General features: G+C 46.8%; 16 protein-coding genes and 1 tRNA gene. 4 read left to right on the top strand and 13 right to left on the bottom strand.

Translation table 11 applies throughout. The features are described 5' to 3' along the window. Positions 1 to 11: 11 nt before the first annotated feature. From clpX to topA, 6 genes are all read right to left on the bottom strand, one after another. Positions 12 to 1310 (bottom strand): ATP-dependent Clp protease ATP-binding subunit ClpX, encoded by a 1299-nt coding sequence (clpX, locus tag D0C16_RS03335; protein ID WP_151031007.1) that lies wholly within the window; start codon positions 1308 to 1310, stop codon positions 12 to 14. Between the two features lie 128 nt (positions 1311 to 1438). Then, on the bottom strand, positions 1439 to 2077 hold the full coding sequence (clpP, locus tag D0C16_RS03330) for an ATP-dependent Clp endopeptidase proteolytic subunit ClpP (RefSeq protein WP_151031006.1): 639 nt from the start codon (positions 2075 to 2077) through the stop codon (positions 1439 to 1441). Positions 2078 to 2253: 176 nt separating this feature from the next. After that, positions 2254 to 3567 (bottom strand): trigger factor, encoded by a 1314-nt coding sequence (tig, locus tag D0C16_RS03325; RefSeq protein ID WP_151031005.1) that lies wholly within the window; start codon positions 3565 to 3567, stop codon positions 2254 to 2256. A gap of 65 nt (positions 3568 to 3632) precedes the next feature. Continuing rightward, a tRNA-Leu gene (locus tag D0C16_RS03320) sits at positions 3633 to 3717 on the bottom strand. Positions 3718 to 3881: 164 nt separating this feature from the next. Continuing rightward, entirely contained in the window at positions 3882 to 4406 is a 525-nt protein-coding gene (locus D0C16_RS03315) for a DUF6586 family protein (RefSeq protein ID WP_151031004.1), read from the bottom strand. 68 nt (positions 4407 to 4474) lie between these two features. After that, complete coding sequence (gene topA / locus D0C16_RS03310) at positions 4475 to 7093, bottom strand: type I DNA topoisomerase (RefSeq protein WP_151031003.1); 2619 nt, start codon at positions 7091 to 7093, stop codon at positions 4475 to 4477. Between the two features lie 326 nt (positions 7094 to 7419). Between topA and D0C16_RS03305 the strand changes: the two genes are divergently transcribed. Further along, the gene (locus D0C16_RS03305) at positions 7420 to 8133 is read left to right on the top strand and encodes a hypothetical protein (RefSeq protein ID WP_151031002.1); all 714 of its coding nucleotides are present in this window, start codon (positions 7420 to 7422) and stop codon (positions 8131 to 8133) included. Here D0C16_RS03305 and D0C16_RS03300 read toward each other — a convergent pair. After that, the gene (locus D0C16_RS03300; protein ID WP_151031001.1) at positions 8120 to 8611 is read right to left on the bottom strand and encodes a hypothetical protein; all 492 of its coding nucleotides are present in this window, start codon (positions 8609 to 8611) and stop codon (positions 8120 to 8122) included. The genes D0C16_RS03305 and D0C16_RS03300 overlap by 14 nt on opposite strands. Positions 8612 to 8763: 152 nt before the next feature. Here D0C16_RS03300 and D0C16_RS03295 point away from each other — a divergent pair, with 152 nt between their 5' ends. Beyond that, on the top strand, positions 8764 to 9225 hold the full coding sequence (locus D0C16_RS03295; RefSeq protein WP_151031000.1) for a universal stress protein: 462 nt from the start codon (positions 8764 to 8766) through the stop codon (positions 9223 to 9225). 15 nt (positions 9226 to 9240) lie between these two features. Here D0C16_RS03295 and D0C16_RS03290 read toward each other — a convergent pair whose 3' ends face one another. Further along, on the bottom strand, positions 9241 to 11148 hold the full coding sequence (locus D0C16_RS03290) for an ATP-binding cassette domain-containing protein (protein WP_151030999.1): 1908 nt from the start codon (positions 11146 to 11148) through the stop codon (positions 9241 to 9243). Between the two features lie 161 nt (positions 11149 to 11309). On the opposite strand from D0C16_RS03290, the gene D0C16_RS03285 reads away from it, so the two are divergent. Then, a complete protein-coding gene (locus D0C16_RS03285) occupies positions 11310 to 13307 on the top strand; it encodes a transglycosylase SLT domain-containing protein (protein WP_191968633.1) in 1998 nt (665 codons plus the stop codon). A 47-nt stretch (positions 13308 to 13354) separates the two neighbouring features. Here D0C16_RS03285 and D0C16_RS03280 read toward each other — a convergent pair whose 3' ends face one another. Beyond that, on the bottom strand, positions 13355 to 14308 hold the full coding sequence (locus tag D0C16_RS03280) for a chemotaxis protein CheV (RefSeq protein WP_151030998.1): 954 nt from the start codon (positions 14306 to 14308) through the stop codon (positions 13355 to 13357). An 865-nt stretch (positions 14309 to 15173) separates the two neighbouring features. On the opposite strand from D0C16_RS03280, the gene D0C16_RS03275 reads away from it, so the two are divergent. Further along, a complete protein-coding gene (locus D0C16_RS03275) occupies positions 15174 to 16406 on the top strand; it encodes an EAL and HDOD domain-containing protein (protein WP_151030997.1) in 1233 nt (410 codons plus the stop codon). Here the strand turns inward: D0C16_RS03275 and D0C16_RS03270 are convergent. The 4 genes from D0C16_RS03270 to D0C16_RS03255 all read right to left on the bottom strand — a co-directional run bounded on the left by D0C16_RS03270 (position 16399) and on the right by D0C16_RS03255 (position 19811). Further along, positions 16399 to 16653, bottom strand: coding sequence for a glutaredoxin family protein (locus D0C16_RS03270; RefSeq protein WP_151030996.1), 255 nt, complete (start codon positions 16651 to 16653; stop codon positions 16399 to 16401). The two genes, D0C16_RS03275 and D0C16_RS03270, sit on opposite strands and share 8 nt — an antisense overlap. Positions 16654 to 16722: 69 nt before the next feature. Further along, entirely contained in the window at positions 16723 to 18024 is a 1302-nt protein-coding gene (locus D0C16_RS03265) for a DUF5610 domain-containing protein (RefSeq protein ID WP_151030995.1), read from the bottom strand. A 70-nt stretch (positions 18025 to 18094) separates the two neighbouring features. Beyond that, positions 18095 to 18979 carry an FHA domain-containing protein gene (locus D0C16_RS03260; protein ID WP_151030994.1) on the bottom strand — a complete coding sequence of 295 codons (885 nt, stop codon included), beginning with the start codon at positions 18977 to 18979 and terminating at the stop codon, positions 18095 to 18097. 109 nt (positions 18980 to 19088) lie between these two features. After that, positions 19089 to 19811, bottom strand: a complete 723-nt coding sequence (locus D0C16_RS03255) for a sensor histidine kinase KdpD (RefSeq protein ID WP_225318889.1) — start codon at positions 19809 to 19811, stop codon at positions 19089 to 19091. Positions 19812 to 19820: the final 9 nt, after the last annotated feature.

Here is a 19820-nt window from a genome sequence, read left to right as displayed (position 1 = left end):
AACCTTTAAAACTATTCGTCTGCAACAGCTTTAGGTTGCTTTTCTGTATTCTCATAAACCAGTAATGGCTCAGACTCACCTTTTATAACTGATTCATCAACGACAACCTTAACTACATGCTCTTCAGCAGGAATTTTGTACATTGTGTCAAGCAGTACTGATTCCATAATAGATCTCAATCCACGAGCACCAGTTTTACGCTCTAAGGCGCGCTCAGCAACTGCATCAAGTGCGTCCGTCCTGAAGTCAATTTGAACACCCTCCATTTCAAATAGGCGCGCATACTGCTTGGTGAGCGCATTGCGAGGCTCGGTTAAAATCTGGATCAACGCAGCCTTATCCAGCTCATCCAATGTAGCTATCACTGGCAATCGGCCTACAAACTCAGGTATAAGCCCATATCGAACCAAATCTTCAGGCTCAAGATCGTGCAGGGTCTCACCGAAGTTACGCTTCTCATCCTTACTCTTAACTTCTGCACTGAAACCAATACCGCCTTTTTCGGATCTATCGCGAATAACCTTGTCCAATCCAGCAAAAGCGCCACCACAAATAAACAATATGTTGGACGTGTCTACCTGAAGAAACTCTTGTTGCGGATGTTTACGCCCGCCTTGAGGAGGAACTGATGCAACTGTACCTTCAATCAATTTCAGTAGCGCTTGCTGTACACCTTCCCCGGAAACGTCACGAGTTATAGAGGGATTGTCAGATTTACGAGAAATTTTATCAATTTCATCGATATAGACTATGCCTTGCTGCGCCTTTTCAACGTCATAGTCACATTTTTGCAACAACTTCTGAATGATGTTTTCCACATCTTCACCGACATACCCTGCTTCGGTAAGCGTGGTGGCATCAGCAATAGTAAAGGGTACGTCAAGCAGTCGAGCTAATGTTTCTGCCAGTAAAGTTTTTCCGCTACCAGTGGGACCAACCAAAAGGATGTTGCTCTTGCCCAACTCTACTACTTCTTTATCTTTCCCACTTTTTTCACCAAAACGCAGGCGCTTGTAGTGGTTATATACCGCAACTGCCAGAACTTTTTTGGCGCGCTTTTGACCAATAACATACTGATCCAAAATGGCGGAGATTTCATGAGGCTTTGGCAGCTTATCTTGGCTACCCTCCGCAGCATTTTCCTGGATTTCTTCGCGAATTATGTCATTACATAAATCAACGCATTCGTCGCATATAAATACGGACGGCCCTGCAATTAGCTTGCGAACCTCGTGCTGGCTTTTGCCACAAAAGGAGCAATACAGTAGCTTTCCGCTCTTATCACCTGAGTCACTAGTGTGATCGGTCATTGGGCCCACTCCATCAAAATTTCAATACTATTGTCAGGCTTAAGCAATAAATTTCAAGCTGAGAGCCACGGTTTGGCGCCGTTTTCTTTACTTGCTTAAGCGAATTTTCACATACCTGACAACTCAAACTATTTATTCGGCTGTATGCGTTTTTCAATCACCGCATCAACCAATCCGTATTCTTTTGCCTGAATCGCGGACATAAAATTATCACGCTCCGTATCCACCTCAATTTTTTCTATTGGTTGGCCGGAATGAAATGCCATCAGCTCATTTAACCGTGCACGAATTTTTAATATTTCCTGGGCTTGGATGTGAATATCTGAAGCCTGCCCCTGAGCACCGCCGCTAGGCTGATGAATCATAACTCGAGAATTTGGAAGACAAAAACGCTTACCTTTAGCACCCGCGTTCAACAAAAATGCCCCCATGCTACAAGCCTGACCGATACACATCGTGCTCACATCTGGCTTGATGAACTGCATAGTATCGTAGATGGACATCCCCGCAGTTACCGAGCCACCAGGAGAGTTGATGTAAAGATGGATATCTTTGTCTGGATTCTCCGCTTCAAGGAACAACAACTGGGCCACTACCAGATTGGCCATGTAGTCCTCAACAGGACCAACCAGAAATATAACGCGCTCCTTTAACAGGCGAGAATATATATCAAACGAGCGTTCGCCTCTTGCTGTTTGCTCAATAACAATTGGAACCAGACCGCTATTGATATGAGATAAGTGGGATTTCATTTGTTCGTATGACATCGTGCGTTTTGTCCTTAAGCGGGCTTAGTAGCTTCGCCAAATTTGAGAACTTGAGATTTTTAACACTACAGAGCTTAACCCGTGATGGGATTATATGCCAGTCAAAAGAGGGATTTTGGGAGGTATTCAGAAAGAGAGAAGCCGCAAAACGAGCGCTTTGCGGCTTTTTTAAACGATTAGCGCTGAGCGTTAGCTTTGATGATTTCGTCGTAGTTGGTTTCTACGTCAGCGACCTTGGCTTGAGCAAGGATATGATCTACAACTTGATCTTCGAGCACAGCAGACTCAACGCCTGCCAACAGCTCTTGATTGTTGCTGTAATACTCAACAACCTCTTTGGGCTCTTGGTAAGTAGAGGCTATCTCCTCGATCATCGCTCGAACACGCTTGGCGTCGGGCTTGAGTTTATTGCTCTTAACAATTTCACCAACTATCAGTCCCAAGGTTACACGGCGATTAGCCTCCTCTTGGAACATAGTGTCAGGCAATAGCGCCTTCACATCAAAGTTTTGCTGTTGACCACCAAAACGCTGCAACATTTGATTGCGCAGCACTTGAATCTCATTAGCTACCAGTGCCTTTGGTACATCTGTTGTATGGGTAGCAATCAATGCATCCATTACCTGGACCTTAACCTTGGCCTTAAGTGCATTTGCCAATTCGCGATCCATATTAGCTTTTACTTCTTTGCGGAACTGCTTTTCACCGCCCTTCTCTACGCCAAATTTTTGGAAAAATTCTTTCTTAAGCTCTGGCAGCTGCGCCTCAGATACAGCATTAACGGTGATGGAAAACTCTGCTGCTGCACCCTTTAATTCATCCGCCTGATAATCGGCTGGAAAGGTGACCGCTACAGTTCTTTGCTCACCAGCTTTCATCCCTACAATCCCTTCTTCAAAGCCCGGAATCATAGACTTGGAACCTAATACCAATTTGTGGTTATCGGCTTTCCCGCCAGCAAACTCAACACCATCTTTGGTGCCAACAAAGTTGATGTCAACTTGATCGCCATCTGCAGCAGCGCGCTCCACTACGGACCAAGTCGCCTGATGCTTACGCAACACCTCAACCATGTTGTCTACATCAGACTCGGTAACCTCTGCTTTATAGCGGGTAACTTCATAAGTAGTCAGATCGCTTAAAGCAACACTTGGGTAAACTTCAAAAGTAGCAACATATTCCAAATCCTTTCCTTCTACCAATTGCTTTGGTTGAATGGAAGGTTGGCCGGCTGGCTTAACATTCTCTTTTTGAACCGCAGCATAGAAAGAACGGCTGATCACGTCACCAACAACTTCTTGACGAATACCTGCGCCAAAACGCTGCTTTACAACTGCGAGTGGCACCTTACCTTTACGGAAACCTTTAATGCTGACATTGCGTGCAGCTTGCTTTAAACGATTTTCAACTTCGTTCTCTACTTGTTCCGCAGGTACGCCTACAGTCAGGCGGCGTTCCAATCCAGATGTTGTTTCAAGTGAAACCTGCATATGTGCCTCGTGCAATAACTAATGTTTGGCAATCGATCGGGTATTTTATTAAAAACCCGGAAATATGGTGCGGACGGAGAGACTCGAACTCTCACACCTCACGGCGCCAGAACCTAAACCTGGTGTGTCTACCAATTTCACCACGTCCGCATTGGGTCGCCTTTTCCGTTTTGGAAAAAGGCACTGACTAAATCTTATTGCGCTTTAACTATTTGATTTTTAATGTTTTTTATAAAAATCATCGGGTCGGTCGCGCGAAGGGTGCTGATTGTGCCACAGTCATTATGCAGCTTCAACTTTTTATGTAACGTTTGTTAATACTCAGCGCCAGTTTCGCGATGCCGTAAGATAAGCGCCTTAAATTCATTCAGCCATTCAGCCAATATTTTTAGATCTAGTTCAGCATTCACTTCGATAGTGTCCTGAGAAACATCAACAAGCTCAATCATCCCCTCCTGCACAAACGCCTTCTTCTCAACGGCTTTAGGTGGGGAGATGAAAATCAACTTGTATTGATTCAATAGCTGATTCAACCAACTTCCTTTTTCAGCGCAAATAGACTGTAACTCTAAAACTTCTGATGGTTGCTTACCCAGCTGATTAAGTCCATTCACCAAGGAATCCATCGAGTCGATAAGCTCAGGCATCTTGATACCATTTAGTTCCGCCAACTCACGCTGATAGAAATGAAAAGCTGTATATAAATGGAGCAATATCGATTCCTGAATAGCTCTACAGCGCAAGCTTCCTACCGAGATTAGCTCGGAGTCAGCGGCCAGCAACAGCAGGGTAGAAGCAAAACCGAGCTTTTGGTTAACCAAGGATAAGTGTGTACGCATGAGCAAATTACGCAAACGGGAGGAAAGGGTTGGTCGACGGTTAGACAGGTACCCGTCGACCTTACAGGTTATTTTTGTACCAACCACTTACCGGAGTTATAGAAAGCCTTCCAGCCAGTTGCCTTGCCGTTCACTTCAGTCTGAACGTACTGCTCTTTAGTCTTGCGACTAAAACGAATAATGGCCTTGTTGCCCTCTGGATCTTTAGCTGGTGCGGATAATAAAAAGTGATATTTTGGATCGATCCGATCTTTGTAAGGCAACAGCTCCTCCACGAGCGGCGCACGCGTCTCCCTATTTTTAGGGAATTGACTGGCAGCCAGAAATAGACCGGCCGCTCCATCGCGCAAAACGTAGTGATCATCAACTTTTTCGCAGCGCAACTCCGGCATCGCAATCGGCTCCACCTTTGGCGGCGCAGCCTCTCCACTCTTAAGTAGCTTGCGAGTGTTTTTACACTCACTATTGGTGCAGCCAAAGTACTTACCGAAACGCCCCGTTTTAAGCTGCATTTCGCTGTTACACTTGTCGCACTCAATAGTTGGGCCTTCATACCCCTTCAGCCTGTAACTTCCCTGCTCCACTTCGTAACCAGAACAATCTGGATTGTTACCACATATATGTAATTTACGGCTCTCATCTAGCAAATATGAATCCATCGCAGAATTACAGAGCTTGCAACGATGCTTGGATCTCAGTTGGCGAGATTCAGCTTCTTCGTCCGCTTCAGCGTCAATGACCTCATCACCAGAAACAAGATTCATTGTATTTTTGCAGCGTTCTTTGGGCGGCAGCGCATAACCGGAGCAACCCAAAAACACACCCGTGCTACCGGTTCTAATCTGCATATGGCGACCACACAGATTGCAGGAGATGTCTGTATCAGTTGGATCGTTCGCGCGCATCCCCTTGGATGCACTAGAAGCGGACTCCAACTTTTTACTAAATCCAGCGTAAAATTCGTCGAGCAGATCGCGCCAGTTTTTTCCGCCTTGCGCAACCGTGTCCAACGCCTCTTCCATAGTTGCGGTGAAACTGTAATCCATTAAATCATCAAAACTTTCGACCAAACGCTCGGTAACAATATCGCCCATCTTTTCGGCATAGAAGCGACGATTATCTTGGCGGACATATCCGCGCTCCTGAATTGTAGAAATAATCGCTGCATATGTAGACGGACGACCTATTGCACGTTTCTCCAGCTCTTTTACCAAGCTGGCCTCAGTGTAGCGCGCAGCAGGCTTGGTAAAATGCTGCTGCGGATTCAATTTAATCAAGGGTAATACTTGCCCCACTTTCATCTCAGGCAAAACAACATCTTCATCTTTTTTTGCGACCTGCGGTAACACCTTGGTGAAACCATCAAAGCGAATTACTCGACCGCGAGTGCGCAACTCATATTCACCTGCATGCACTACAACGCTCGTGCTCGTGTACTCCGCTGGCGTCATTTGACAAGCGACAAATTGTTGCCAGATGAGACCGTAAAGACGCTCCGCATCACGCTCCATACCACTTAGTTGATTAGGTAATACATCAACATTAGATGGTCGAATCGCTTCGTGAGCCTCTTGCGCCCCCTCCTTACTGGAATAGGCAACCGGTGACTCTGGCAGGTAAGATTTGCCGTAATGAGTAAGAATATATTCACGACAGCTCTCGACCGCCTCTTTACTGAGGTTCGTGGAGTCAGTACGCATATAGGTGATGTAGCCAGCTTCATACAGACGCTGAGCCATCATCATGGTTTTTTTGACGCCAAAACCAAGTCGCGTACTCGCAGCTTGCTGAAGGGTCGAGGTTATAAACGGTGCGGAAGGTTTCGATTGGGTCGGCTTATCTTCCCGACTGGCAACCTTGTAACTAGCGCCCTTCAGTGCAGCGACAGCAGTCATGGTTTGTGCTTCATTGATGGGTTTAAAGGCTTCGTCACCCTTCTTTTTAACCTCAAATGCAACCGGATCCTTATCCGCTTTTAAATCCGCAAACAATGTCCAGTACTCTTCAGGTATAAAAGCACGGATTTCTCGCTCCCGTTCCACCACCAAGCGCACGGCAACTGACTGCACGCGCCCGGCAGATAATCCGCGAGCGACTTTCTCCCAAAGCAAAGGCGAAACCATATAGCCTACGACGCGATCCAAAAACCGGCGGGCTTGTTGCGCATCTACGCGATTTTGGTCAATCGGGCCAGGCGTTTTGAACGCATTTTGAATGGCCGATTTAGTAATTTCATTAAATACCACACGACGATAGCGGGACTCATCCCCACCAATGGCCTCGCGTAAGTGCCAAGCGATAGCCTCCCCTTCTCTGTCCAAGTCGGTTGCGAGATAGACTGTGTCAGCCTTTTCTGCGAGCTTGCGCAACTCTTCTACTACTTTTTCCTTGCCGGGCAAAATCTCATACTGGGCTTCCCAATTATTTTCCGGATCAATCCCCATACGATTAATAAGCTGGCTTTTGCTTTTTTGCGCTTGATAAAGCGCTTTATCTTCAGCTGACATCTTCCTGGTTGCCGCCGCTTGTTTAGCGCGCTCTTTTGCATCAACAGGTTTTGCTCCGCCACTGGTGGGTAGATCGCGGATATGACCAATACTGGACTTAACGACAAAGTCGTTACCCAGGTATTTGTTAATGGTTTTTGCCTTGGCAGGCGACTCAACGATAACTAAGGATTTACCCATGATGGTCAAAAATATCTCGAGATAAAGGAAGGCTGTGCAATGATGAAAAATATGCCAAACTAATACTGCAGAGCGTTCAAAAAAAGATAAACTAGCATTCAAAGGTGCGCATATATAAGACCTGATCCTCGAGGGGTCAAGCGATAATTTCCTCCAAGACTTATAGTCTAGCAAGACAAGTCATGCAAAATTGATCGCAAAACAGGACTTGAATCAACGTTAACTTATGTATGTAATGCACTGATTTTAAATAACTTTAATGAAATCATGAGTTTTTAACAAAAGCGTTAACCTCTATCGCTATCCACCAACCAGAAAAGCCACGCATGACCCTGATTGTTATTCTCGTTTTTTTGATGTTGATAACACTTATTGCCGTAAGTGTAATTAACCGTATGCAGGCGCAGCAGCGAGAAAGACGCCTGCAGCAACGTCGATTACGTGTACAGGCTGATGAGCTCGGCGAGGTTGTGACCTGCCTTGAGCAGACAATTCCCAATCGGGTAATCACCAAACACATAAATGACATGATTGTTGAGCTGCAACAGCACATGCTGGCACTGGAAGACAAAAACCGGGAACACCTCGAGGCGGCAATTCGCAAGACAGAGCTCCACTCCGAAGAAATGCTAAACCCGCAAACGCGCCAACCAATAAGTTACCAGCGCGATAGCGACGCGCAAATCGCTAAAACTCAGCTGCATTTGAATGAGGCTATGCATTTGATTACCCAGCTGGCCGCACGAGGTGTAATTAATGAAATAGAACTCGAAACGTATTTAGCAGAATTGCGCTGGGCATATTTGATGGTGTCGGTAATGTCCTATATCGGCCAGGGAGATAAATCCATGGCAATTAGCGATCGATTTTCCGCTCAGGCGTTTTATCGTAAGGCTCAGCAGTTGCTAATGGAGTCGATGCATCAGGATCCACGCCGATTGAAAATGATCAAAGAATTGAGCGAGATGGTAGACGGTGACCGGGTTAGCTTGAGCCGCGAACTACAGACACCTGCATCTGCGGCGCTTAAACTACACTAGCCTGCAACTCTTTTAACAACTTAATCAGTACATTGAGTAATTCTGCATCTTCCTTTTCATTCCAAAGCAGGCAGGTTCCCGCCTCCCCCTGACTTATCAAGGTTACCGATTCAGGCAAGTTAGCTAAATATTCGCGTAATAGATGACTGGCTTTCGCGCTCGGGCGATATTCCCCGTTCCAATCCCAATCGCGATAAAAGTTTCCTTCATGCTCATATCCCGTGCGCATTAGTGTCCAGGTCGACATAGCTTGCATCTTTGTTGTGGGGGCAAGGTAGTATGCCGGGGTGGGTTCTGGATCCTCCATATCTGTCTTTAGCTTTGGGGCTTTGCGCAGCCCAAAACGCACACCTTGTTGTGCTGCTTGGGCCCGTAAATTTTCTTTACGCCGTTGACCTGGTTTTGGCCTGAGCATAGAGATGGGCCCCATAATCATCCCCACGGCCAACAATATAAAAACAACAAGCCAAACACTCATAAAAAAGCCCCAAAAAAATCATTAATGCTTAAACAAATTTGGATTAATCCCGAATTGAGCTACCTTTTGATTAAGGATTATTTTGTTCACAGCTTGTCGTATTAGTAAATTTATCTTCGTTCTCAACACGGATTCACAGCGAGGTGAAAATCATGAATGAGGCCATCAGTTATCGCCACATTATTGTCGGTGTCGATTTATCCGAGGATTGCCCGAAAGTGATCGCGCGCGCGGCAGGAATTGCCAGTGTCTGCAACGCCAAATTGACTCTTGCCCATGTCCTTGAACCCATTGCTTTTGCCTATGGCGGAGATATGCCGGTAGACCTTAGCGGTGTGCAGGAACAGCAAGTTCAAAAAGCCAGCGCGGAATTGACCCAACTTGCAAAATCCGCTGACTACCCAATTCAGCAACAGCATGTTTTGGTTGGGCAGCCAGCAGCGGAACTTCACTATCTCGCCGAGCAGGAGGAGGCAGATTTGATTGTGGTTGGCAGTCATGGACGTAAAGGGTTTGCGCTTTTACTTGGCTCAACGCCAAATAGCGTTTTGCATGGCGCTACTTGTGACGTCTTGGCCGTTCTCGTCAAAAAGCAAACCGACCTCCCTGAATAATCTTACGGCCATGATTTATTCTTGCTGCATATCCTCCAATTCGGCCCAGCGCTCGAAGCAATCATCGAGTTGCTGTTGCACGCGGGCCAGATCCTGCAGTTTTTTCTCTACAACAGCGGCAGACTGCGAGTAGAAATCTCCTGCATTTGCCTCCACCTGTAATGATTCAAGCTGTTGCTCCAAGGCTTCGATTTTTTGTGGCAACTCATCAAACTCTTTCTGAAATTTGTAACTGAGCTTCTTGGATTTTACGGGTGATTTAGCAGGTGCTGTAGCAACCTGTTGTACTTGCACAGGCTCTGCAACAACAGGAAGTTCATCGGCCTGAGTCCACTTGCCCCCTTGGCGAAGCCAGTCGTCGTAACCACCGACATATTCGATCACATTACCGCGCCCCTCAAAGGCGATTACACTGGAGACAATATTATTTAAGAAGGCGCGATCATGGCTCACTAACAAAATTGTACCGGGATAATCAGTCAAAATCTCTTCCAGTAATTCCAGGGTTTCCACGTCCAGATCATTGGTCGGTTCATCTAACACCAATAGGTTTGCCGCCTTGCTAAACAATTTTGCAAGCAAAACCCGATTCCGCTCACCGCCGGACAACGCGCGCAGTGGTGTACGTGCACGCTCACCACTAAAGAGAAAGTCACTCAGGTAGGAAAATATATGCTTGGATTTTCCGTCGATATCGATAAATTCGCGCCCTTCCGCGATGTTATCAACCGCATTTTTATCCAAATCGAGTTGATCGCGAAGTTGGTCAAAGTAGGCTACTTGCAGATTGGTACCGAGTTTTACCTTACCGGACTGTGGCTCCAACTCCCCCAGAATTAATTTCAGTAAGGTGCTTTTTCCAGCCCCGTTTGCACCCACCAAACCAATACGATCACCACGCATAATGCGCGCAGAAAATTGTTTGATGATTTGCTTTTCACCCCATGCAAAAACGACATCCGTTAATTCCGCCACTAACTTACCGGAATCTCCGCTACTTGCCAGAGTGAAGTTTGCTTTACCCATTACCTCCCGACGCTGGGAACGCTCCTCTCGCAGCGCTTTCAGCGCTCGTACACGTCCTTCGTTGCGGGTACGACGCGCCTTAATCCCTTGGCGAATCCAAACTTCTTCCTGCGCGAGTTTTTTATCGAACAACTCGTTGTGACGCGCTTCATCCGCAAGCGCCTGCTCACGATAAACCAAGAAACTCGCATAATCGCCCTGCCAATAGCGAATATGGCCGCGGTCAAGCTCGACGATATGCGTTGCCAATGCTTGGAGTAAAGAACGGTCGTGAGTGATAAAAATGAGCGCGCCATTGAAGATGAGAAGCTGTTTCTCCAGCCATTCAATCGCAGCAATATCCAGGTGATTAGTTGGTTCATCCAGCAAGAGCACGTCCGGCTCAAGTACCAGCGCGCGTGCTAACGCAACGCGTCGGCGCCAGCCGCCAGAAAGTTCACGCATATAGCGCTCGGCGGGTAATTCAAGACGCGAAATAATTGACTCTACTTTTTGTTGTAACGCCCAGCCATCGCGCGCCTCAATCTGCTGCTGTAACTGACTCATGCGCGCTAATTGTTGATCTGAAATATCGGCACTGTGGGATAGCTGGCGATACTCGGCCAGCAACTGCCCAACCCCATCGCTTCCGGCCGCCACGGCATCAAACACCAGCCGATCATCCGCTTCCGGTAAATCCTGCTCCAAACGTGCGATGCGAATCCCGTTTTGGCGTATGACCTCGCCCTTGTCCAGATCGACGTCACCCGCAATCACTTTTAATAAGCTGGATTTACCCGCGCCGTTGCGCCCAATCAAACATACACGCTGACCTTTTTCGATACTCAGGTCGACCTCGTCCAACAGGATTTGCAACCCGTAGCCAAGGTAAGCTTTTTCAATTTTAATCAAAGACATAGAAAGAATAATTCAGGTAGTTTTACAACGAAAATGATACTGGCAGAAGCCCAACTTGACTGGTATTCTCAGTTAATCACCGGGCGCAAAAAAGTGCCGCATCATATCCCACCAGCCAGGCATAACCAACCCGCCGGGTTTTATAATAATTTGAGGTTCCCATGAGGTTTTCGAAAATACTTTGGCCCGTCACAATCAGCGCCAGCGTATTCGTCGGCAGTATGACCCTGATCGCCGAAGCAGCAACCAACCCTCCTCCAAAGGCTACCGCCAAAGCAGCACCTGCCAAGGTCGACCAACGTCAATTGGAAAGGCAAAAATATGCCCAAGCCCAAAAGGCGCTAAACGCAAAAAACATGGGTGAATATAAGCAGCTGGTGAAACAATTACAGAATTACCCACTGTTGCCGTATTTGGAATATCAGGAATTAAGTAATCGACTGATTGCATTACCTCAAAACGATGTGGAAAGTTTTTTTACGCGGTACCCAGACTCGTTTCTTTCTGAGCGACTCACCCATCGTTGGTTACGCACCCTGGCGCAGCGTGAGCGTTGGAATGATTATCTAAAGTTTTACGACAAGCGCCTGACAGACCCTGAGTTAGCCTGTTTGCAGGTTCGTGCGCGTTATGAAACAGGTGATAAAACTGCTCTGAATGAAGTTGCGCCACTCTGGAACATTGATAAGACCCAATCAAAAGCTTGCGACCCGCTTTTCTCGGCCTGGAAGAAGGCCGGCCTTATGACGTCCGAGTTAATTTGGGAGCGCCATCAAAAAGCGTTGAAAGCTGGCAACAAAAGCATGACAAGTTACTTGAGCAATTTACTCCCCGCAAACAGTCGCCCGACTGCATTGTTGATGCAACAAGTCGACGCCAACCCTCGATTGCTGAAACAAACTGGTAAATTTTCCAAGCAATCAGTAGAAATGAAATCCGTCATCCTGCATGGCTTGGAAAAGCTGGCGCTCACCAATGCGAAAGAAGCGCTGACGCTTTGGCATCAATACGACGCCCAACAGCTGTTTAGTGATGAAGACAGAGTTAACATCAAGTACCACATTGCCTTGCGTTTGCTTTATCAAGACCACGAAGTCGACGCTGAAAAATTAGTTGCATCTACTCCAAACCTCACGAGAACTGATTTACTTGAGTGGTTACTGCGTGAATCATTGCGCAAGCAAGATTGGGAGCGTATTAACGAATGGCTTGCGCGCCTGCCTGAAGATGCACGAAAATCCGAGCGCTGGCGCTATTGGCAAGCCAGAACCATGGAGCAGTTGGATATTAAGGAAATGAATGGCGAAACACCTATGGCCATTTATCAAAGCGTCGCACCGGCACGCAGTTTCTACGGTTTTCTCGCTGCCGATAAGACGGGCGTTACCTATCACCTACTGGATCGACCATTAACGGTTACCGAAGAACAATTCCGTGCAGTGGAAAACTCCCAGGGTATGCTGCGAGCGCGAGAGTTTTTTATGCGTGGCGAACTGGCTGCAGCTAGCCGAGAGTATTTTCACAGTGCACGTCGAATGCCCATGGAGCAGATGATTATTGCGGGTCGTCTGGCAGAAAAATGGGGTTGGTATCGCCATGGTATTCAATTAATGGCAGAGGCCCAATCCTGGGATGAGCTTCAAGTGCGCTTCCCTATTGTCTACAAAGATCATGTGAATAAAGCAGCCAAACAAACATCGGTAAACCCACTGTTTATTTTTGCAGTGACACGCCAGGAAAGTGCGTTCATGCACGACGCAAAATCACCAGCAGGGGCCGTGGGTTTAATGCAGTTACTCCCCACAACAGCGAAACATACCGCGCAGAAGAGCGGCTTGAGTTTTTCACCAAATGATTTAATTACCCCGGAAAAAAATATTGCCTTGGGTAGCCGTTATCTAAATCACTTGCTCGATGTTTTCGATGGTAACCGTATCCTGGCTGCTGCAGCCTACAATGCCGGCCCTTCGCGCGTGAAAAAATGGTTAAACAAAGAAAAGAATTCCCAGTTGCCTTACGATGTTTGGATTGAGACGATTCCTTACAAGGAGACGCGCGGTTACGTACAAAATGTGCTGTCTTTTTCGGTGATCTACGCTTATCGGCTTGGACAAGAAACCAATTTTGTTACGCCGGCGGAAGCCAATAGGCAGTTATAGTGCCCTATAACTTATGGACACAAAAATGCCGGCGCTCGCCGGCATTTTTATAAGGTTTTTTGACTACCGGTTAGAAACTGACGTAATCGCTTTTGAACGACTGTAGCCAGTTCATCCGGTTGAAACTTGGAAAGGAAGTCATTACACCCTACTTTCTCCACCATCGCCTTATTAAAACTACCGCTCAGTGAAGTGTGTAATACAACGTACAAATCGCGTAAATCCGGGTCTTTGCGTACCTCTGCTGTCAGGCGATAGCCATCCATTTCCGGCATTTCCGCATCCGTAATTAGCATCAGGATTTCATCGGTTACCTTGCGCCCGGCGGCAACCCACTGCCGCAAATGGGTTAACGCTTGTAATCCGTCCTGGGTAGATAAAACATCGATCCCGAGATTCCCAAGCGTTTCTCTAACCTGCTTGACCGCGGTTGGCGAATCCTCAGCCAACAATACTTTTAATTTGCGCCGCCGCGCTTCCGCGACCAAATCTGAATCCAACACCTCGTCAGATACCTGCGTGTTGTATGGGATTATGTCGGCCAATACACGTTCTACGTCGAGAATTTCTACCAGCTGATCATCAATGCGGGTGATTGCGGTTAAAAAATGGCTACGCCCCGTACCTTTAGGGGGGGGCAAGATTAGCTCCCAATTCAAATTCACAATTCGATCTACCGAGCCGATTAAAAATGCCTGCACCGAACGGTTATATTCGGCCACAATCAAATTTGCATTTTCAGTTTCTTTTAGTGGGCTCATTCCGATAGCCGCGCGCAAGTCGATCACGGGCACAGCCTGGTTTCGAAGGTGAGCAACTCCACAAATATGAGGGTGGCTATGAGGAACGTGGCGCAATTTGGGCATCTTTACCACTTCTTGCACTTTAAACACATTAATCGCAAATAACTGCCGTCCTCCCAAACGGAACATAAGCAGCTCAAGGCGATTTTCCCCCACCAGGCGGGTACGTTGATCAATAGAATCCAGCAACTTGGACATAGTTACACCACTATTGCAGGCCCTTTAGCCAAGACATTGAATAGACAAGAAAAAGTATAGGCAATAAGTATTAACCCTGCTGAATTTAAGTCATTCTCGCTCAGTATCGAGGATGCACAAGGTATTTTTCTGATAGGAATATTCAGCGCTGGACGTAAAAAAACTCTTGTGAGGTACCGGGATTTAGATTAGAGTCGAGCTCCATTTTTATCCAACTTGTTTACTTTTTATGATGACTTTTTGTTTCGCACGCAAACATCACGCATGGCGACCAGCATTGGCTGCGCGATTTGTATTGCTTTGGCGGACAAGTAGGTAAAAAGAATTTATTTATTTTTACATTCAGGGCCGCAGCGAAAACTGCGGCCTTTTCGTTTTATTGGTACCCATTTTTTGCTGCACGGCCCTTAACGTTAATTGCTAAGGAGCCTGTCGTGCCAGTCATACTTATTTGCTGTTATCTAATAAATCGGGGAATAAACTCGTTTCTCGAATCGGGCAGTCTGATCTTTTCTTTATTGATTATATTACCTTCATTAATGATGGGCCTGCCGCTCCTTGCATTTTGGTGCTTGAATAATCGCTGTACCCCGGCGACTGCGCAATTGGCGCAGCAATTTTTACGGGCCTCCGCCGGCCCGGAGGAACTGCTAGTCCGGGAACTGTCTAATATGAGAGGTCCGATAAATAGAGACCAAATCGAACCAACGAGCAGCAACCACTCACGTCGGTAAGACTGCGATTAAAAGTGGTAAGCCCAGCGTTAGGGGCTACACTTTCAATCATTGATCAGCTAACACCAATAGTTAGATTTTAATGGTGCTGCCGTTCCGCTGTAACTACAACTAAAAACTGACTTTGCCTTATGACCGACGCTATACCTTTATTGGCACGCCAGCCCATTTTTAACGGCAACATGCAGGTGGTTGCCTATGAGTTGTTATGCCGCAATAGCGAGCTGACTCAAATTGGTTCACGTGACGGTGACGCTGCCAGCTCTCAGGTCCTGCTCAATGCATTTACCGAATTATCAATTGAACAAGTGGTCGGCAAGCACAAAGCCTTTGTTAACTTTACTCGCACGCTGATTGACGCTCCCCCACCCTTCAATCGACAGAAGCTGGTGATCGAGGTACTTGAAGGGCAAAAAGTGGACGCCGCTATGCTGCATTCACTTATGCAATTGCGTGATCAGGGGTATACCATTGCACTGGACGACTTCGAACTTACCAAAGAAACCGAAAGCCTGGTCGCATACGCCGATATTATTAAATTGGACGTGCTCCATTTGCCGCCTGAAAAGCTCAAGCAGCACATCACCTACCTAAAACCGTTTGGAATTACATTGATTGCGGAAAAGGTAGAAACCTATGAAATGTTTGAGCACTGTAAAGCGCTGGGCTTTGATTTATTTCAAGGATATTTTCTGGCTAAGCCCAAGGTAATTACTGGCAAAAAGGTTTCAGAAAACAAACAATCAGTATTACAACTCTTGTCCGCTCTCCATGACCCTAATGTTCCAATTGAAAAAATTGAACGCATGATTGCCAGGGACACGTTATTAAGTTTCAAATTGTTGCGTTTGGTCAATTCCGCGGCTTTTGGGCTGTCACGCTCGGTGGATTCCTTACGCCAAGCAATCATGCTGCTGGGTTTAAACAAGCTCCGAAACTGGGTGAATTTGCTGGCGCTGTCAAATCTTAGTGGAAAGCCCCATGAACTTAGTATCGCAGCATTAACACGTGCGCGCATGTGTGAATTAATTGCTACGGAAATTAATCGTCACAGCCGTCCGGATTCGTTTTTTACGGTTGGCTTGCTATCTACATTGGATGCCTTTTTAGATACTCCCTTGGAAGAGCTTCTGTCCAGCCTTTCACTCAGTGATGCAATTAACAAGGCAATGCTCGATCATTCCGGGCCGGAAGGTATGGTACTGCAATTGGTACAATCTCATGAGCAAGGAGAGTGGGAAAAAATTGATTGGGACTCTTTGGGAAAACTCGGGTTGACTTCTGAACGACTGGCAGAAATCTACATTGAGTCGTTGCGTTGGGTAGCAGAAACAATGAATACCTTAAGTATAAACGCTAATTAGCCCCCGTGTATTTTTGCAAAAAAGATGAGGCCTGCACCGTATCAAATGGCCATCCTAGCTCCGCTTCTTCGTTAGCAAATTTTAGGACTGGAATCCTGACTCCATATTGTTCAATTAATTCATCGGATTCGGCAATGTCCACCTCTTCCATACACAAAGGCAAATGACTCACCAAGGGAGCAAGAATATCCCAGGCCAGATCACAAAGGTGACAGCCCGGGGTTGAGTAAAGGTAAACTGTTTTCATAAAAACTTGATGCCAATAACCGCAGCTCAATGGAATGAGGCCAGTGTACCAAGTTCATTGCAAGTCCGCTTACTTCAAATCAAGTGCGAGCAACTGATCCATAAAATCGCGGAAACGTTTGCCCTGCTGTTCTTCCACTTCTCCTTCGCCGGTGACATTTTCTGCAATTTCACCGACGAGTAATTTGGGCTCATCGAAAATAGACGCGCGGTCCAAACTATCCAGCAAGTCTCTAATAAAATTACCCAGCGGCAATAAACGATCAGTCAATAAGTTGGACTTACTATCGTCACCAGTAGCGGCGGGACCAACACGTTGGTAGGCTTGGGTAACTTGCTGGATTTCCGCTTGCGCCAGATTCAATGCGAAACTGCCGATTTGGTCTTGGTCATAACCCAAGTTCATCGCCTGCTCAAACGCAGTATCAAGGTTTCCATCAAAAAATTGCCCCGCCAAATCACTAACACGGCCCAGTAAATCATTAATTGCCCCCAGCTCCTCCTCACTCAAATCACCCTCAACGCTTAACGAAAATGATTCGCTTGAGCTGTAGCTGGCATTAAGAGCACTCACAGATTTAGTGCCTCGCTCACTTCGTCCTGCTTCAACCGCCAAGCCTTCACTGGAACTGGCTTTAATAGTTACTTTGTCGCCGTCTTTTGTGGTTAACTCGAAACTGAATTCGCGCGCCCGACCGTATTCATACGCCCCGTACCCCACGTAACTGGATTTCGCCGCGGGTAAAAAGTCGGGCACATCCAACGCAGTTGCCGGTTTGGCTTTTGCTCCAGATTTTAATTGATCAAGAGAAGCAGATTCACTGGGTGATTTTGCGGTATCTGTTTTGGCGGAATCTGCAGATTCAATGAATTTTTTGCGTAATTCATCTACGCCTTCCAACACCAAATCGTAGGTTTTACCGATGTCGGCTTTTATCTCGGGAGAGAGAAGGCTTAGCGCTTCCAGTTTTTCACTCGCTTCAGCAAAACCTTTTTTGAACCCGGAAAGCCCCGCCTCCAAACGCGCCTGCAATTCTTCTTGGCTAGCGCCATCAGCTACATCCATCTGCAAGCGACGCTCGATAAAACCGAGGATATTACCAGCCACCTTTTCTGCGGTTAACGGCTCAAAAGTTTCATATTCGGCCTTGGCAACCTGCCCGCGGGAACTGATTTTTTCGTAGGCTGCCGTAAGTGTTTTATTCACAAGCTGTAATGCCGCCTGGCGTTTGTCTTGAATAGAAGCCACTTCTCCCACCGGGTCCACCATCGGTGAACTCTTACCCTGGCCAGAGCTGTGAGTACTACCAGGTTGATTCAACAAATTATTGATAGATGAATTGGCGGGGTTGTTAAGAGAAGAGATATTCATAAAGTCACCTGTGAGCAACACGAGTCTGTGGCTCACAGGCTATCGGCTGATTCCCGTAAAGCTTAAAGACTTATTTTCGTGTTAAGACCAAAGCCGTTATAACTACAACAGCCAATACACCGATGAAGATTAGCCCAAACTTGCCTTTTCCACCCGCTTCGGTACCGGGTTGAGGGGTCGCATTTGATGGCGAGCGGCTAATAGAAGATGCGCGAGTCGCTGTAGGGCTTTTAGCTGGAGTCGGGCTAGGACGCTTCGCCTCTAACGATTCCGGCTTCGCCGGTGTCGCTTTGCGAACTGCCGTTTTAGCTAAATCGTCTGATGGCCCCATCACCCCGAAACTCAACGCATCAAAACGAAGCTCATCACCGCGTTTTACCCGGGCTTCAGCGACTCGTTTGCCATTCAGATAAGTGCCATTGGCCGAATCCAGATCCTTAACAAACAACATACCATCGATGATTTGCAATTGCGCATGGCGGCGAGAAAGATGCGCTGCTGAAAGACTGATGTCGCACTCACTCGCGCGCCCAATCACATTGATTTCTTTTAACGGAAAAACACGGTTAGCCAAGGCGGCATGGTTAGCTTTTAGCGACCAACCTGTCGCTTTGGGCGCTCGCAGTTGAGTAACATTGCCTGATTCTTCAGCAATCGCCCGGGCTTCTTTTTTAGGATCTATAACGATTAACTCAACGCTACCTAGAGTGATTTGATCATCCGGTTTTAGCTCGCACGCACCGTTCACCGGCTGGCCGTTAACCGAAACGGGTTGGGTAGGCACTAAATTCCGCAGGGTGAGATGCTCATTATCAACCAACACCTCGAGATGGATATCGCTCGCTAAGGGATCATCAATAACCAGCGCGTTGGTCGCTGACCGACCAATTGTAATCTTTGGCTCAACCAACCATACCGCGTTGTATTTATTATCTTTAAAGCGGATTTTAAGCATAAACTTTAACCTTGGCGCCAATTCAAAAACGGGTTTGAATAATGCAATAGCTATGCAGCGATTTCAACTCTTCCACTTCGCTGGCAAAATAAATGATTACCCGCTTGCACTAGGGCAAATAAAGCTTTAAAACGCCGCCCCCTAATGGACCATTGTTGGCAATGGTCATATAACCCTGCCCTTTTCGTGATTTATGTAACTCCAGAACTTTGCGCGCAAACAACAAACCAAGACGGGTATTGCCGGAACTAAAGGATACTGCGGTTTGTGGGAGTGGCCCGAGCAACATAGCTTCTGGGTACCCCTGACCATCATCCGCTACAGCAATACATAAAAAACCATTGTCCTCTGCTGCACTAACCAATAATCTGCTACGACAGTAGCGGGCGCAATTTACAAGAAGATTATTTAACACGCCGCCTATTAATTCATTATCAAAATACCAACTAAGATCCGGGTCGCACTCAATTTGAATTTGAATATTACGTGAACGAAGCAGCGTATCATTACGTGCAATTTGTTCTTCAATAATATCGACTACATGATGCTCATCAATGACCACCACCAGGGTTCTTTCATCCATTCGATAGAGCGACAGCAATTGAACCAACTCGCCATTGATACGCGCTGCCTCATATTCCAACGTGGAGAAAAATTTAGCCTGTTCCTCATCTTTCGGGGGTGAGCTTTCCACCATCGCAGCTACTGTATTGAGCAACATCCCCAAGGAGTTTTTCATGTCGTGCACACTGGACGCCAACACAAAAGAAAAATCGATGGGCATCTGATCATGATCAGGTGAAGGCGTTTTGTTCTCAGAACTTGAGTCCACTGTAAACCT

This window comes from Cellvibrio sp. KY-GH-1 (assembly GCF_008806975.1).
In the GTDB taxonomy this organism is placed as follows: Bacteria; Pseudomonadota; Gammaproteobacteria; order Pseudomonadales; family Cellvibrionaceae; genus Cellvibrio.
Note: the sequence above shows the minus strand (reverse complement) of the source record. Positions and strands in the feature narration are given on the sequence as shown.

What these genes read in the sequence shown, in the direction of transcription:
- clpX (WP_151031007.1), bottom strand. Translation starts at nt 1,310, where the DNA reads ATGACCGATCACACTAGTGACTCAGGTGATAAGAGCGGAAAGCTACTG.
- clpP (WP_151031006.1), bottom strand. Translation starts at nt 2,077, where the DNA reads ATGTCATACGAACAAATGAAATCCCACTTATCTCATATCAATAGCGGT.
- tig (WP_151031005.1), bottom strand. Translation starts at nt 3,567, where the DNA reads ATGCAGGTTTCACTTGAAACAACATCTGGATTGGAACGCCGCCTGACT.
- D0C16_RS03315 (WP_151031004.1), bottom strand. Translation starts at nt 4,406, where the DNA reads ATGCGTACACACTTATCCTTGGTTAACCAAAAGCTCGGTTTTGCTTCT.
- topA (WP_151031003.1), bottom strand. Translation starts at nt 7,093, where the DNA reads ATGGGTAAATCCTTAGTTATCGTTGAGTCGCCTGCCAAGGCAAAAACC.
- D0C16_RS03305 (WP_151031002.1), top strand. Translation starts at nt 7,420, where the DNA reads ATGACCCTGATTGTTATTCTCGTTTTTTTGATGTTGATAACACTTATT.
- D0C16_RS03300 (WP_151031001.1), bottom strand. Translation starts at nt 8,611, where the DNA reads ATGAGTGTTTGGCTTGTTGTTTTTATATTGTTGGCCGTGGGGATGATT.
- D0C16_RS03295 (WP_151031000.1), top strand. Translation starts at nt 8,764, where the DNA reads ATGAATGAGGCCATCAGTTATCGCCACATTATTGTCGGTGTCGATTTA.
- D0C16_RS03290 (WP_151030999.1), bottom strand. Translation starts at nt 11,148, where the DNA reads ATGTCTTTGATTAAAATTGAAAAAGCTTACCTTGGCTACGGGTTGCAA.
- D0C16_RS03285 (WP_191968633.1), top strand. Translation starts at nt 11,310, where the DNA reads ATGAGGTTTTCGAAAATACTTTGGCCCGTCACAATCAGCGCCAGCGTA.
- D0C16_RS03280 (WP_151030998.1), bottom strand. Translation starts at nt 14,308, where the DNA reads ATGTCCAAGTTGCTGGATTCTATTGATCAACGTACCCGCCTGGTGGGG.
- D0C16_RS03275 (WP_151030997.1), top strand. Translation starts at nt 15,174, where the DNA reads ATGACCGACGCTATACCTTTATTGGCACGCCAGCCCATTTTTAACGGC.
- D0C16_RS03270 (WP_151030996.1), bottom strand. Translation starts at nt 16,653, where the DNA reads ATGAAAACAGTTTACCTTTACTCAACCCCGGGCTGTCACCTTTGTGAT.
- D0C16_RS03265 (WP_151030995.1), bottom strand. Translation starts at nt 18,024, where the DNA reads ATGAATATCTCTTCTCTTAACAACCCCGCCAATTCATCTATCAATAAT.
- D0C16_RS03260 (WP_151030994.1), bottom strand. Translation starts at nt 18,979, where the DNA reads ATGCTTAAAATCCGCTTTAAAGATAATAAATACAACGCGGTATGGTTG.